General features: G+C 58.6%; 14 protein-coding genes. 6 read left to right on the top strand and 8 right to left on the bottom strand.

Annotated features, from left to right (window positions below; all coding sequences use genetic code 11):
- Positions 1 to 36 precede the first annotated feature (36 nt).
- Entirely contained in the window at positions 37 to 327 is a 291-nt protein-coding gene (locus tag ATO11_RS18535) for a HypC/HybG/HupF family hydrogenase formation chaperone (protein WP_050532418.1), read from the top strand.
- The gene (gene hypD, locus ATO11_RS18530) at positions 324 to 1,460 is read left to right on the top strand and encodes a hydrogenase formation protein HypD (protein WP_050532417.1); all 1,137 of its coding nucleotides are present in this window, start codon (positions 324 to 326) and stop codon (positions 1,458 to 1,460) included. Before ATO11_RS18535 ends, hypD begins: the two co-directional genes overlap by 4 nt.
- Positions 1,461 to 1,512: 52 nt before the next feature.
- On the opposite strand, the gene hypE is transcribed toward hypD, so the two are convergent.
- Together hypE and hypF are read right to left on the bottom strand one after the other, a co-directional pair.
- A complete protein-coding gene (gene hypE, locus ATO11_RS18525; RefSeq protein ID WP_050532447.1) occupies positions 1,513 to 2,547 on the bottom strand; it encodes a hydrogenase expression/formation protein HypE in 1,035 nt (344 codons plus the stop codon).
- A 4-nt stretch (positions 2,548 to 2,551) separates the two neighbouring features.
- Positions 2,552 to 4,783 (bottom strand): carbamoyltransferase HypF, encoded by a 2,232-nt coding sequence (gene hypF, locus ATO11_RS18520; protein ID WP_082176447.1) that lies wholly within the window; start codon positions 4,781 to 4,783, stop codon positions 2,552 to 2,554.
- 114 nt (positions 4,784 to 4,897) lie between these two features.
- On the opposite strand from hypF, the gene ATO11_RS18515 reads away from it, so the two are divergent.
- From ATO11_RS18515 to ATO11_RS21880, 3 genes are all read left to right on the top strand, one after another.
- On the top strand, positions 4,898 to 5,080 hold the full coding sequence (locus ATO11_RS18515) for a hypothetical protein (protein ID WP_134643161.1): 183 nt from the start codon (positions 4,898 to 4,900) through the stop codon (positions 5,078 to 5,080).
- 374 nt (positions 5,081 to 5,454) lie between these two features.
- A complete protein-coding gene (locus ATO11_RS18510; protein WP_050532415.1) occupies positions 5,455 to 6,087 on the top strand; it encodes a tyrosine-type recombinase/integrase in 633 nt (210 codons plus the stop codon).
- 245 nt (positions 6,088 to 6,332) lie between these two features.
- On the top strand, positions 6,333 to 7,376 hold the full coding sequence (locus tag ATO11_RS21880) for an Acg family FMN-binding oxidoreductase (protein ID WP_134643160.1): 1,044 nt from the start codon (positions 6,333 to 6,335) through the stop codon (positions 7,374 to 7,376).
- Positions 7,377 to 7,400: 24 nt separating this feature from the next.
- Here the strand turns inward: ATO11_RS21880 and ATO11_RS18505 are convergent, their stop codons facing one another.
- The gene (locus tag ATO11_RS18505; RefSeq protein WP_050532414.1) at positions 7,401 to 8,081 is read right to left on the bottom strand and encodes a helix-turn-helix domain-containing protein; all 681 of its coding nucleotides are present in this window, start codon (positions 8,079 to 8,081) and stop codon (positions 7,401 to 7,403) included.
- 163 nt (positions 8,082 to 8,244) lie between these two features.
- Between ATO11_RS18505 and ATO11_RS18500 the strand changes: the two genes are divergently transcribed.
- Complete coding sequence (locus ATO11_RS18500) at positions 8,245 to 8,994, top strand: response regulator (protein ID WP_050532413.1); 750 nt, start codon at positions 8,245 to 8,247, stop codon at positions 8,992 to 8,994.
- Here ATO11_RS18500 and ATO11_RS18495 read toward each other — a convergent pair.
- The 5 genes from ATO11_RS18495 to ATO11_RS21735 all read right to left on the bottom strand — a co-directional run.
- A complete protein-coding gene (locus ATO11_RS18495; protein WP_050532412.1) occupies positions 8,991 to 10,544 on the bottom strand; it encodes a PAS domain S-box protein in 1,554 nt (517 codons plus the stop codon). The two genes, ATO11_RS18500 and ATO11_RS18495, sit on opposite strands and share 4 nt — an antisense overlap.
- A 206-nt stretch (positions 10,545 to 10,750) precedes the next feature.
- Entirely contained in the window at positions 10,751 to 11,407 is a 657-nt protein-coding gene (locus tag ATO11_RS18490; protein WP_050532411.1) for a DUF6927 domain-containing protein, read from the bottom strand.
- Positions 11,407 to 12,000, bottom strand: coding sequence for a hypothetical protein (locus ATO11_RS18485; RefSeq protein WP_050532410.1), 594 nt, complete (start codon positions 11,998 to 12,000; stop codon positions 11,407 to 11,409). Before ATO11_RS18485 ends, ATO11_RS18490 begins: the two co-directional genes overlap by 1 nt.
- Positions 12,001 to 12,074: 74 nt before the next feature.
- Positions 12,075 to 14,057: a ParB/RepB/Spo0J family partition protein gene (locus ATO11_RS18480; protein WP_050532445.1), complete on the bottom strand. Its 1,983-nt coding sequence runs from the start codon at positions 14,055 to 14,057 to the stop codon at positions 12,075 to 12,077.
- 158 nt (positions 14,058 to 14,215) lie between these two features.
- On the bottom strand, positions 14,216 to 14,366 hold a 151-nt coding region (locus tag ATO11_RS21735; protein WP_134643159.1), incomplete at its 5' end, for a DUF3768 domain-containing protein.

Here is a 14,366-nt window from a genome sequence, read left to right as displayed (position 1 = left end):
ACAGCTAGCATTTCGGAAAAGTACAAAGGAAATCGCATGTGCTTGGGTATCCCCGGCCAGATCGTTGAGATCTCGGACCACGAAACAAACCTTGCGCTGGCGGACGTCTCGGGCGTCCGACGTAAGGTCAATGTCACCTGCGTGGCGGGCGAAGGGCTGGACGCTCTGGTCGGAAAGTGGGTGTTGATCCATGTGGGCTTTGCCATGGCGATTATTGACGAGGCCGAGGCCAAGAAGACAATGGACACGCTGAACGCGCTTGGCGAAGCGCAGGAAGAGTTCGAAGCGATGTTCGAAAGCGACCGCGCCATGGAAGGCCGAACGTGAAGTACGTCGATGAGTTTCGTGACCCGAAGGCGGCGCAGGCGCTTCTGAAGGCGATTGAGGGAAAGGTCGCGGATCTTGGGGCGACTCAGGAAAACCCGGTTCATATCATGGAAATCTGCGGCGGTCACACCCATGCGATCTTTCGCCATGGTCTCGACAAGCTGACGCCTCCCGGCCTTGAATTCATCCACGGACCGGGATGCCCCGTCTGTGTGCTGCCGATGAGTCGAGTGGACGAATGCATCGAGATCGCGGAACGGCCAGAAGTCATTTTCACGACTTTCGGGGATGCGATGCGCGTTCCCGGCACGAAGAAGTCGCTAATCCAGGCCAAGGCGGATGGCGCGGATATCCGTATGGTTTATTCGCCGCTTGATGCGTTGGAACTGGCCCGCCGGAACCCGGACCGCAAGGTTGTATTCTTCGGCCTCGGGTTTGAGACCACAACGCCCTCGACTGCGTTGGCCATTCAACAGGCGTCATGCGAGGGACTGAAGAATTTCAGCGTCTTCTGCAACCACATCACGGTCCCTCCACCGATCAAGGTGCTGCTGGACGACCCTCATATGGTGCTGGATGGCTTCGTCGGCCCCGGGCATGTCTCGATGGTAATCGGAACGAAGCCCTACGAATTCATCCCGCGAGATTACGGAAAACCGATCGTCGTGGCGGGATTCGAGCCGCTGGACTTGCTGCAATCGGTGTTGATGGTCCTGGTCCAGCTAAGCGAAGGCCGCGCCGAGGTCGAGAACCAATACGCCCGTATTGTGCCTGACGAAGGCAACCCGGTGAGCATCGCCGCCATCGAGGATGTCTATGAGCCGCGCCCGACATTCGAATGGCGCGGGCTGGGCGAGATCGATGCCAGCGGGCTGCGCATTCGCTCCAAGTACAGGGCATTCGACGCGGAAGAGGTTTTCGACATCGGTTACGGTGCCGCGCGCCGAGTGGTCGAGGAGCCTGAAGGCTGCGCCTGTGGCGAAGTCATGACTGGCCGGATCAAGCCTATGGAATGCCCGCAGTTCGGCAAGGGCTGCACGCCGGAAATGCCGCTTGGGGCGCTGATGGTATCCTCTGAAGGGGCCTGCGCGGCCTATTGGCAGTACGGCGGCGCGCGGCAGGGTGTGGACTAAAAGCTGACGTCTTTACAAGAATTTGGATCGGAAACACTCCGCTTCCCTGACGTCAGCAGATCCGGGGCAATTGCTCGCCAACCAACATATCCACAATCCGTTCACTCCCGAACGTAGTCTTCATGACCACCGGAATGGGCCCTTTAGACCGGGTGTGTCCGATAACAACCGCATCCCGTCCAGCAGGTGTGGCGCGCATGGCGGCAAGAGCCGCTTCGGCCTCGTCCTTCGGCACGAACAGGACAAGCGTGCCTTCATTGGCCAGATAAAGGGGATCCAGCCCGAGGATTTCGCACATGCCCTTGACCTCGGGGCGCAGGGGCAGCCGGTCTTCCTCGATCTCGACCGTGACGCCCGCCGCCTCGGCCATCTCGTTCAGTGCCGATGCCAGACCGCCCCGCGTCGCATCTCGGGCGGCCCGGATATTTGGCGCGGCAGCAAGGGCGGCTTCCATCAAGGTGTCGAGCGACTGGCAATCGCTTTCAATCGCGGTCGTGAGTGCCAGATCCCCTCTTGCCACAAGGATGGCCGCGCCGTGATCCCCCAGAACACCGTTGACGATGGCAACGTCGCCCGCACGAATATTGACTGCGGCAAGGTCACGACCGGGAGGGATCACGCCGATCCCTGAAGTCGTGATAAAAAGCCCGTCCGCGGAACCGCGCTCGACAACCTTAGTATCGCCCGCGACAACCCTGATGCCCGCGTGCTCTGCCTCGGCGACCATGGTCGCCACAACCTGGCGGAGCGTGTCGAATGCGAACCCCTCTTCGATAATGAATGCCGCTGACAGCCATAGGGCGCGCGCGCCGCCCACAGCCAGATCATTGACTGTGCCACAGACAGCGAGCTTTCCGATGTCGCCGCCGGGGAACTCAAGAGGCGTCACCACGAAACTGTCGGTGGTGAAGGCCAGCCGCGCCCCCGGCTCGGTCAAGGCATCCGACATCAACCGCGCCTGGTCCTCATCGGTCTCGGGGTCAAAAGCGGCGGTGAAAATCTCGCAGATCAGGTCGCGCATCGCCTTGCCGCCGCCGCCATGGGCCAGCGTGACCCGATCCCCGCGTAGTTTTTTGCTTTCAGTCATCTCTTTACTCTTCGCCGCTTTGCGCCAGAGCGACAAGGGCCTGTCCGAATGCCAGGCCACCATCGTTGACCGGCACCGGCCCCGGACCGCAAATCTCGAAATCCGACAGGCGTTCCATGAGCCGCTTTAGCAAAAGCCGGTTCTGAAGACACCCGCCTGAAAGGGCAATCGTTGTTGCACCGTGTTCGGAAGCGACCTTTCTGGCACTATCGGCAAAGCTATCGGCGATGGCGTTGTGGCAGCGCCGTGCGATGGTTGATTTGGAAACGCCTCGTTCGAGGTCGGATACAAGGGCGCACATCATCGGTGTCGGGTCAAGAACGCCCGAATGGCACGGCATCTCATATGATCCTGCACTTTTGGCTGCGCGATTTGCCAAGGCCTCCAGCCGCATTGCAGCTTCACCTTCGTAGGTTTGGCGGTCGGGCACGATCCTAAGGCACGCTGCAATGGCATCAAAGAGGCGTCCGGCGGAGCTTGATCCCGGTGCGTTTATCCCGGCATTTACAGCGGCGCGCAGCGCATCACGCGGCGCGTCCGAAAAAAGGCGGTCAGCAATATCCGGTACGCCGGCGGCATCAAGCCGCATGAGCGCATTGCGCCATGGCTCTCGATTTGCTGCGTCACCTCCTGGTAGCGGGGCCAGTGCAAGATTCACGAGGCGCTCAAACGAGGCATAGTTGCCAACCAATATCTCGCCTCCCCATATTGACCCATCGCTCCCATATCCCAACCCGTCCAGGATAACACCAACCGCCGTGCCATCGGTCCAGCCAACCGACCCTAGGGCTGCCGCCATATGGGCGTGGTGGTGCTGAACTTCGCAACAAGGCAGACCTTCGGCCCTGGCCCTGTCTCGTCCATATTGGGAAGCGCGATAGTCCGGATGCATATCAACCGCGATCAACTCCGGCACTTGCTCCATGAGATCCGCAAGGTCCCTGTCCGTCCTTTGGAACTCCTCGAACGACAAGGCGCTGTCCAGATCTCCAAGATGGTGCGACAGCATGGCCTGTCGGTTCTTTGTCAGGCAAATCGCTGCCTTCAGTTCCCCGCCATAGGCGACGACCTGGCGGTCCGGAAGAGTTTCCGGCATGTCAATCGTTCCCGGCGTCAAACCCCGAGCGCGCCTTACAACCATCGACGACTTCAGCGTCGGCAATACCACACTGTCGTCAAGTCGCCGTGCGATGCCGCGGTCGTGCCACAGGATGCTGTCCGCTATGGGTCCCAGCTTTTCCTTGGCCTCGGAAACGCTGATGACCTGCGGTTCGTCGCTGAGGTTGCCGGAAGTCATCACCAGGGGCCGTCCGACACCTTTCACAATCAGGTAATGAAGGGGCGTGTATGGAAGCATCCATCCCAATCGGTCCAGCCCGGGCGCGATCGCCTCAGGAAGAGTCCCTACGGCGGCATCCAACAGGACAATGGGCGCATCAGTTCCTTCCAGCAAGGCGGCTTCGTCTTCCGACAGGATGGCATGCTGGCGAATGATCGGGAGTGTCGCCATAAGGGCAAACGGTTTTGCCGGTCGGCGCTTGCGGTCACGAAGGGTTTGAACAGCTGCGGCATTCGTGGCGTCACACGCCAGATGAAACCCACCAAGGCCCTGAAGCGCAACGATCTGGCCGCACAGCAAGCGGTTGACGGCCCCTGTAAGCGGCTCGGGCGAGGCGGGTTCGATCCGAAGCGACGGCCCGCACTCCGGGCAGGCCAAGGGCTGTGCGTGAAACCTCCGATCAGTCGGGTCGTCATATTCTGCCCTGCAGGCTGAGCACATGGCGAAATCGGCCATTGTTGTGGTCGCCCGATCGTAGGGCAAGGCCTTCAGAATCGTGAATCTCGGGCCGCAATTTGTGCAGTTTGTGAACTCGTATCCGGCCCGACGACCATCACCCGCCACTTCCAAAAGACACTCGGCACAAGAAGCTGCATCCGGAGCACAAGCCGTATCGGCACCATGAACTCCTGATTCCACAATGCGAAATTCCTTGGTTGGCTGAAAGTCGGCCGTGCTAACTTCGATAGCGTGAACCTCTGAAAGCGGTGGAGGTGACTCGCTAATCTTGCCTGCCAGTGCTGCGGCTCGCTTCCCTGCCGCCAGGATGAGGACGCCTTCTCGATCGTTCCGCACTTCACCGACCAATCCAAGCTTGACCGCTTCGCGCCACACGAAGGGGCGGAACCCAACACCCTGCACCCGGCCGCGGACACGAATTTGAATCTGGCTCTCCACGCGAGCAGTGTGAAGGCTAAAGCACCCTGCGAACAACAGAAAAGTCAATCCAATGCCATTGGGGCATGGAATACTTTTGGACGACCTTGGAAAGAGTACGAGTAAGAACAATTGATGTCGGGCGAGATCGTCTGTTCGCTCAGCCTGCCTGATGACATCGACGGAACGATGGACTGGACAGGTACGTTCGAGGGGCTGAAGGCCGTTGCTTACGCCGGTGCAATGACCCTTGTAAGTTTTGTCTACCTCGCCTCGGTAATCGCCTCAGGGCTCGCGGCAATAGATGCAAGGCCGTAGTAGCTGCGGTACCCTCCATACACTTTCCTGCAAGGTCATAACTAAAGATCGCCACATCCGCGTGCGATTTGCAGTCGTCACTCAAAACTAAAGAGCAATCTAAGCAGCAAGTTCTCTTCTGTACTTTGCTACCGCATCGAATGGCCGGAAGGCTGGATGGCTCCTTTGGGCCGAGCTTATGTCGGCAATCGGCGCTTCGCGGCTGTCTGTGCAAGGTGCAGCATCCGTCACTTCGGGCTCATTCCAGCCGACTGCCGGTGCAACAAATCGCTAATCGGCGGCTTCCCGCGAACTGACATTCGACTGGGATGATAGAATCGCCCGTCAGCGCGGTGCTGATGTCTGGGCCTGGAGGGAGGGTTGGAGGGCATATCATGCCTAGAGTGCAACTTCCCGCAACCACTCCTAAACGCCGGGCCTGGAACAAAGGTCGCATTATTGGCCAGAAGCGTCCGCTTCTGCCGAAGCAGGTTTGGGCGATCCGTGCGCGGCTGGAACTGGCTGGCAATTTGCGCGATCTCGCGCTTTTCAATGTTGCCATTGATAGCAAACTGCGCGGATGCGATCTCGTTCGGCTCAAAGCCAAGGATCTGGTCAGTTCCGAGCGCGTCAAGGAACGCGTCACCATCATCCAAAGCAAAACCGGAAAGCCAGTTCAATTCGAACTGTCTGAGAATACACGAGATTCGGTGGTCAAATGGTTGGACACGCCGGAGATGCTCAGATGCCAGTTCATGCTTCCAAGCCGGTTTCACGACCGTCCGCACATCTCGACACGGCAATATGGGCGGCTTGTGCGCAATTGGGTAACGGCGATTGGCCTCGAACCAAGTGGATACGGCACCCATTCGTTGCGGCGTACCAAAGCGTCGGAGATCTATCGAAAGACCGGTAATCTCCGCGCGGTGCAATTGCTGCTCGGCCACACCAAGGTCGACAGCACTGTCCGGTATCTCGGCGTGGAGCTTGAAGATGCGTTGAGTATCGCTGAACGGATCGACATCTGAACTTAGGTGGCGGGCGGCCTAGGCCGTTCGCCATCCAGAACCGGCCTTACCGAAAATGAATTTGTTCGTCTGGTCAGAGCCCAGACTGCTTGATGCCGCGCGATGAACGAATGGCCGCTCTGTCACTGAAAGCTACTTCCCATCAGTACATTTCAAATCCACTCTTTATGCCTGAACGCGTAGTTGAGCAGGATCAATGCCAATCCTGCAGACGCCCCTATCGTCCTTAATAGTGGCGATAGGTGATGGCAGCGATGCAACTCCACGAGAATCTGTGGGAACGTTCTGATGCAGAATTTCCTTCCGGCGGAACGCTGGAAGAACAACTTCGATTTCTCATTGGCTACGCGACGCTCGCTCCATCTGGACACAATACGCAACCCTGGTTATTTGGGACGGGTCCTGATTGGGTCGATGTTATTGCTGACCGGACCCGCGCACTGCCTATTGTGGACCCTCATGACAGAGAGCTAACAATTAGCTGTGGAGCCGCGATTGGCCTATTTGAAATTGCCGCACGTCGCTTCTCATTGCAAACCGACGTGGCTCTCTCTCCAGATGGCGCGTTTCACGACCATCTCGCGCAGATCACAGTGTCCGAGGGACAACCGCCAAGTGACGCAGAGATTGCGCTTTTTGAAGCAATCCTAACTCGTCGCACTGACCGGAGCGCCTACTATATGGAGGCGCTTCCTGACGATTTGGACCCAGCATGTCGCGATATCTCTGAAGTCGATGGTATAAACGTTCGGTTCGTCGAAAGCGGCCCGATTATGGAGGCAATTGCAGATTTGGTCTCTAAAGGTGATCAGATTCAGTTCGATGATCCGAGCTTTCGCCGAGAGTTGGCGGCATGGGTGCATTCCTTCCGACTTGGAAGCCGCGATGGGATGTCAGGTGCAGGGTTTGGTGTGCCAGACATTCTCGCACCAGCTGCCCGCTTTGTGATCCGAACCTTCGATCTCGGCAACAACGTCGCCGCTGTCGATAAAAACAAGATTCTGGCGGGCTCTCCCGCGCTCGTGCTGCTAACGTCCACCGCAGATCATGTCGACGATTGGCTCAATTCTGGAAGGGCTTTGGCAAGACTTTTGCTACTGCTGACATCGCGCGGTTATACGGCCTCCTTTCTGAACCAACCTATCGAAGTTGATGAACTTCGACCCGCGCTTCAAGACGCGGCCAGGGCGACTGGTTTGCCTCAGATTCTCTTGCGGGTTGGACGATCAGAAAGAAGCCCCGCGCCGTCAGCGCGCAGGGCTCTTTCAGACGTCATAGCGACGGATTAGAATAGCTGGGGACGAACAGGCTGCTTAGGCCGGATTGGCCAAGTCGTAAAGTGCGTCCTCGTTTAGGACGACGACTGAGTTTGCGTTCCGCAATGCGATCATCTTTTGCTTGCGAAGCGACGTGACCGTTCTGCTTACAGTCTCAGTTGTCATGCCCAGAAAATCGGCGATATCCGCACGGACCATCGGAAATTCGAAGTGTGTATATGCCCCAAGCGGCTTTCCCGAGCGTTCCATCAACGCGAAGATGAAAGACGCAACTTTTTCCACGGCGGATTTCCGACCGAGCATCATGAAACGATCTTGCATGGCACTGATTTCTTTGAGGGCGGCATTCACCAGTCGTTGGTGCAGTTCCGGGTTTCGCTCACCACATTCAAGATCGCGAATGCTGTGTGCTATGACTTCGGTAGATGAGAGCGCATCACACTCTGTGTAGTGACAGCCATCCTGCGGAAAGCCAACGATATCGCCGGGGTATCCGAACGCGATGACTTGGCGCCGACCATCTTCAAGGACTTTGATCAGCCTTAACACACCACTGGTAACTTCATAGACGTGACGCGCGTCGTCACCTTCCCGGAATAAGTTTTGCGCGGGTTTGAGCTTGCGAACACGCATCGTGACCGAGGCACCACGGCATTTGATTTGCAGGGTGGCAGTTGCCTGTGGTGCCTCAAATTCTTTCTGGTTGGAAATGTACATTGGTCGTCTCCCTGTTCAGTTGAAACGACCTTGGCCGTGGATTGTAAAAGGGAGAGATTTCGCCATGCAAAATTTTGTAGACTTTTGCCATCGAATCGGAAGTTTTGTAACACTAACAACGAGGCGTTATCCTGTGCGTCGCTAGAATGGCAGGGGGCCGCCAGTGACTTCCAACACGATCCTGATTGTGGACGATGAACCGAAGGTTCGATTGCTCTTGCGCAGGTGTCTGGAAAGCGACGGGTTCACCGTAGTTGAGGCCGAAGACGAACCAGGAACGCTGGCCGCTGTCAGTGGTCGGCCTGTGCAGCTTGTGACGCTGGATGTAAATCTTGGAGGCGAGAACGGGCTGGAGATTGCAAAACGAATTCGTCAACGGTCAGATGTGCCCATCATCATGGTGTCAGGGCGCGATGATGTAATTGATCGGGTTGTTGGTCTTGAAGTGGGCGCTGACGACTACATCACGAAACCGTTTCATGTCCGCGAAGTCTTGGCACGTGTGCGTTCTGTCTTGCGGCGCACGGATCAGATGGAAAATGCCCAACCATCGGCACCCAGGGTCTCGGGCGAACAGACCACCTCAGTAGAAGCGGTGACTTTTGATGGGATGATTGCCTATCTAGATCGGTTCGAGCTACTTGATCGTGACGGTGCGCAAGTCGAGATGACCAGTGGTGACTTCCGACTTCTGGCGATCTTTCTGGGCAGTCCAAAGCGCATGCTCTCACGGGACCGGATTATGGATTTGCTACATGGCACCGAGTGGACGCCGTTTGATCGCACGATTGACAACCAGGTGGCTCGCTTGCGCAAAAAGATCGAGCGCGATCCGACTTCGCCGTCTCTGATCAAAACTGTGCGTGGCATTGGGTACATGTTCGCAATGGATGTGAAGCAAACGGAGGACTAGGTTCCATCCAACGCGCCGCTAATGGCGTTGACCAACGCCGCTTGCCGGTAGGGCTTGCGTAGTAGCTTCAAGTTCCGGGCGGACAGCTTTTCACTGTTCATCAATTCTTCCGCGTATCCAGACGTCAGGAGGACTTTGGTATCAGGGTGGCTTTCCTGAACATGTTGGGCCACCTCGTACCCAGACATCCCCCCGGGCATGACCAAATCGGTGAACACCAGGTCTACATCGGAGTGTTCTGCGAGAATTTGAAGAGCCGCTGGACCGTGCATGGCTTCGAGCACTTGATAACCTAAGGCCTCGAGCCGCCCTCTTGTCAAACGGCGCACACGCTCGTCGTCTTCGACCACGAGGATCGTGTTTCCGTTTGCTGAATTCAGTTCCGGTTCGGCATCGTTTTCGTCAGACATCTCTGATGCATCCTGATATCGGGGAAGATAGAGGTTGATGGTCGTGCCGGTGCCCAGTTCGCTGTAGATCGTAACATGCCCGCCTGATTGCTTCCCGAAACCATAGACCATCGACAGCCCTAAACCCGTGCCCTCTCCTATGTCTTTCGTTGTGTAAAACGGCTCAAACACGCGCCGAATGACATCTGCAGGCATCCCGGTTCCCGTGTCTGTCACTGAGACCTGGACGTAGTTATCCGGGCTCAACTGCAATTCATCTGCAACGTAGTCTTCATCCAACGCCATGTTGCGAGTTTCAACAACGAGTCGACCACCACCCGGCATTGCATCTCGCGCATTTACGGCGAGATTGACGATTGCGCTTTCAAACTGCGTTGGATCGACTTTCACAGTCCAAGGGGCATCAGAAAGTACGGTCTTAAGTTCAATGGTCGCGCCTAAGGTGCGCCGCAACATGTCTGACAGGCCGCTGATAAGGCCATTCAACTCAACGACACGAGGCTCAAGGGGGCTCCGACGCGCAAAGGACAGCAGCCGTTCCGTCAGTCGTGCCCCAAGCTCGGCAGCTTCCATCGCCTCATTGAGTAGATCGGAGTGCTCGAATTCGCCCATCTGGATTTCAATTAGCTCCAGATTGCCGAGAATAACGGTCAAAAGGTTATTGAAGTCATGGGCAACGCCGCCCGTCAATTGACCTATGGCGTCCATTTTCTGGACTTGTAGTAGCGTTTGCTCGGCATCCTTGCGTGCCGTCAGATCATGGATGATTCCTGTGTAGTACTTCTTGCCGTTCTCCGTGAACTCACCAACCGCCAAGTGCATTGGAAAGAACGTGTCGTCTTTGCGCTTACCGGTGACTTCACGTCCAATGCCGATGATTTTCCTGTGGCCAGTTGTATTGTAGTTGTGCAGGTAGCCATCGTGCTTGTGCCGATGTTCGTCAGGCATCAGGAACTTCACGTTCTGACCAATGAATTCGTCAACGTCGTACAGAAATAATCCTGCTGCGGCCTGGTTCACCGTCTCGATGATCCCGTCATGGCGAATAATGATGATTGCATCGACAGCCGACGAAAGGATAGCCTGAAGGCTTGCTTCAAGTGCGCCTGCGCGCTCTCCCGGCTGAGAATTGTGCTCCATGTGCGTCTCCGGCCAAGTTGCCTTTGCAAATTCACACGCATGAAATCAATGAAGAACCCAATTGGCAATAAACTCTTCTCGGGATGCTTCATGACGAATAGCAGACATTCATACAGATATGGCGAAGGTCTGCTCAGTCCGCTCAGCTGCCTCTCGATCGATTGATGATGAAGGTCCGCTCAGACCCGCCGTGGGCGAGATCCGTTTCATTCCCCCTGCCCCTCCATAAACTCGGCGAGCACCGGGCTAGCAGCACCTTTCGCGGAGCTGAGCAGCTCCGAGCCGGAAAGCGTCGCTTTCGACAGGCGCACGAGCCCGCCGGTTTCCTCGATGCGGTAGCAGCGGCGTTTTTGCCGCCCGCGTCTGTAGTGCGTCGCGGTGACGATTTGGCAGGTGCTGCCATCGGTGAGGGTCACAGGAGCAGCGAGCTTGATCTTGTCGCCTTCCTCGTAGTCCGGGATCGACGCCCAGTCCCGGCAGCGCTGGCGCCAGGCATGGGCGTAGCTGTCCGGGTCTTTCAGCTTGGACAGCAGAGCCAACAGGCTCAGTGGCGCACGGGATTCGACCGGTCCCGCGCTTTCCTCCATGTCCTTGTAGCCCCAGCAGCCATCGTCGTACCGGGTGAGGAAGACAGCCCCAAAGGTGATCGAACCGTCCGCATCGGTCACATAGGTCGCGTCTTCGACAGGGGTGCCGTCGAGACTGATGACCCTTGCCGCCGCATACCAGGTGGAGCCAACCTTGCAGGCTTTGACCAGTTCGGTCTTGCGCGTGTCGCTCTCAAAGGTGCAGAGCCGGGCGATTTCCGCTTTCTCATCCGCGTAGGTCTGGACGCGGCGGTCTGTGTAGAACAGCCATCCCATCACGCAGCCCTCCGGTCATCGATTTCCATCAATGCATCGAGCGGCACGCGATACGGCTGCATCGCGTCGAAATCCTCGCAATTGCCGCAGTTCTGCACGATCGCGAAGGTGTCGCAGGCATCCTTGAGGATGACCCGGAAGGTGCCGCCAAGACCCGAGGGCACCTCGTAGGTTCCGCCGATGAGATAATCCGAGGCCCGGCGCACGAAGACGCGGATGCTGTGGCCATCGGTGGCGAGCCGGATCGTCCCCTGCCCCCGGTCGATGAGCACCTGCACATCCTCGAGGATGTCGGTGTAGAACTGGCCGGTCAGATCGCGAAACGCCATGCGGCGCTGCGCCATCCAATCGGTATCCCGAAACGGGTTCATGCCATCGGCGAAAGCGAAGGAGGGATCGGCCTGTTCTGTGGTGACAATGCGGGTGGTCGTCCCATCGATGCCGTTCGAGCGCAGATGGACGCCATTGCCGACGATGAGGATCAGGGCGGGCCTGTCCACGGGCCCGTTCCAGTTGGGCAGGAAGGTTTTGCAGGCGCGCGCATGGGCGATCTGCGCCGCAACTGCGGAGGCAGAGAACTTGAGAATAGCCATGGGGATGTCTTTCTGTTGGGTATGAGAGGATCGACCCGCGCAGGCGGAAGGGCTTGCGCGGGTCGTGTGAGGACTCAAGCCGCTTGCGCGACCTCGCTGTCAGGCTCCGGAGTTTCCGCGGTGTGCTCCGCCTCATCACAGGCGCCACCCGCGGTCTGCATCATCGGCGGGCACCAGGCGGCCACGGCAGCGCGCTGTGCATCCGTCAGCGTGGCGAACGGCTCAGCAAAGAGCTTGTCGCAGAAGGCGACGATCTCCTTCTTACTTGACGAGGCCAGCGTGACCGCCTCCTGGGCCAGACCCAGTTCCTCGCCGAGGATCTTCAGGAGCCAGGCCTTCTTGAAGCGGTTGAAGAGCGCCGCGTTCGGCGTCCAGTGCGCGCGGATATCCGGCATGATCTCGATCTCGAAATCATGCATCAGGCTGTCCCGCTGCCGATCCCGCGCAAAGCAGGATTGCGTGGTGCTGGCGGTGGCATAGGCGACGAGCTTGGCTTTCTCGCCCGGCTTCAGCGCCCGAAACGCCGCGAACTGATCGGCGGGCGCGCGGGTGTCATCAAGCCACGAGAGGTCCAGCGCATCATGCGCCGCCGCCACCTGCTCAAGCGAGGTCTCGTCGATCTCGTCCATCTTGGCGTGGCTGCGGTATTCCTTGCGGGCCTCGACCTTGATCGCCTGCGTGACGCTCATGCCGCTGGCCAGAACGTCGCTCACCAGCTTGAAGAGCGTCAGATCGAGCGTGGCCTCCGGATGCAGCGCCATCGCGGCCCCTAGCGCCATGGCCCGCTCGGTCTTGAGGTCCTCGGCCAGCGAGGCCGGGTAGCTGATTTCTCCCGGGTCCGGAGCCTCCTCCCCGGTCGGGCTGGCCGAGGAGCCGTGCGCGCCTTCCTCTTTCGCGGTGTCCTCCGGGCGCACGAGGCCCACATGGAGCGTCACCTGCCCGTTCGACCAGGACGCGATCACACCTGCGCGGGCAAGGTCCTCAGCGCTGTAGGCCTCCTGCAGGTCGCGAGCTTCGTCTTCCAGAGCGTCCACACGCTCGTAGAGCGCATTGTAGGCAAAGTCCTCGAGCCCCTCATCCTCCATTTCGAGCTGCAGTTGCTCGAGCTCGGCGGTGATCTCATCGATGCGCTTCTGGGCGGCCTCATCCGGCTCGATCGGGCCGGGATAGACGCGGCCATAGTCAGCCATGGTCGCGTAATCATAGCGGACCATCGCATCGGCCCAGGCAAAGCCCAGCCTCATACGAGCCTCTTCGGCGGCGGTACCGAGCTTCTCGAGCAGGATGGTCTCGACCAGTGCCGCATCCTCGAGCACGGAATGCTCTTCCAGAAGGTCAGCCGCGACAGCACCGCCACGCGCCTCGTAGTCTTCGCGCACGAAGGCCCCGATATCATCGCTGACCTGCACCCCGCGGGATTTGAGCGCCTGACGAACAGTGTAGGCCTGCAGGTAGCTGTCTTCCTTGGTCAGCGCCTCATAAACCTCGCGCTGAACCTCCTGGCTCGGGTGCTCGGCAAAGGCCTTCATCGTGTCGAGCGTGATCGTCTTGGCTCGGGCCGCCGCGCGGATGTCGGGGTGGATCAGGCCATAGCGCAACCGGCCTTTGACGGCGGCCACCGTTGTGCCGAAGGTCTTGGCGATGGTCTCGGGCGTCTGGCCATCGACCTCCATCATCCGGGCGAAAGCCTCGAACTCGTCGATGGCATTCATCGGCGCCTGGGTGACGTTCTCGGCGAGCGACAGAGCCGTGGTCACATCGCAGTCGTCCGGCACAAGGCGGCAGTCGACCTTGGTCTTCGCGGTGAACCCCTTGGCGGCCTTGTCAGCGACCAGCTCTTTCAGCGCGGCATGGCGACGCCCGCCGGCGAGCACGGCGTATTTGCTGTCGATCTTCTGGACAAGGAGAGGCTGGAGCAGGCCCAACACCGCGATGCTGGCTTTCAGGTGTGCGATGTTCTCGGGGTCGTAGGTTTCGGGGGAGTTGCTGCGCACATTGGCGGGGTGCGGGACCAGATCGCCGATGGCGACGGAGACGGGTTTGAAGCTTGCGGTCATGGGATATCCTTCTTGATGGATTTGGAGCGGCCCGCGCATTCAGATGCGCGGTCAATCCCCAAGGGCGGGGATCACAACGAGAAAAGGCCCACTCTCCCTTTGATGGGTCAGCGGGCCTTCATTTCTTGGGGTGTCAGGGGGAGGAGTCCCCTGCCCTTCTACCAGTCGCGCGCTAACATGATCGTCAGCACGCGCATGGTGGTAGCAGGATTGTCCGGGCTCTCAGCCCCGTAGCGGAAATCCGAATCTGCCTCATAGAAGTTTCCATGCAGGAGGTTGCGCGAACCGGATAGGTTGGGCGCAGATTCA

The sequence above is a fragment of the Pseudaestuariivita atlantica genome, assembly GCF_001205715.1.
Taxonomy (GTDB): Bacteria; Pseudomonadota; Alphaproteobacteria; order Rhodobacterales; family Rhodobacteraceae; genus Pseudaestuariivita; species Pseudaestuariivita atlantica.
This window is presented reverse-complemented; position numbering and strand designations above follow the sequence as displayed.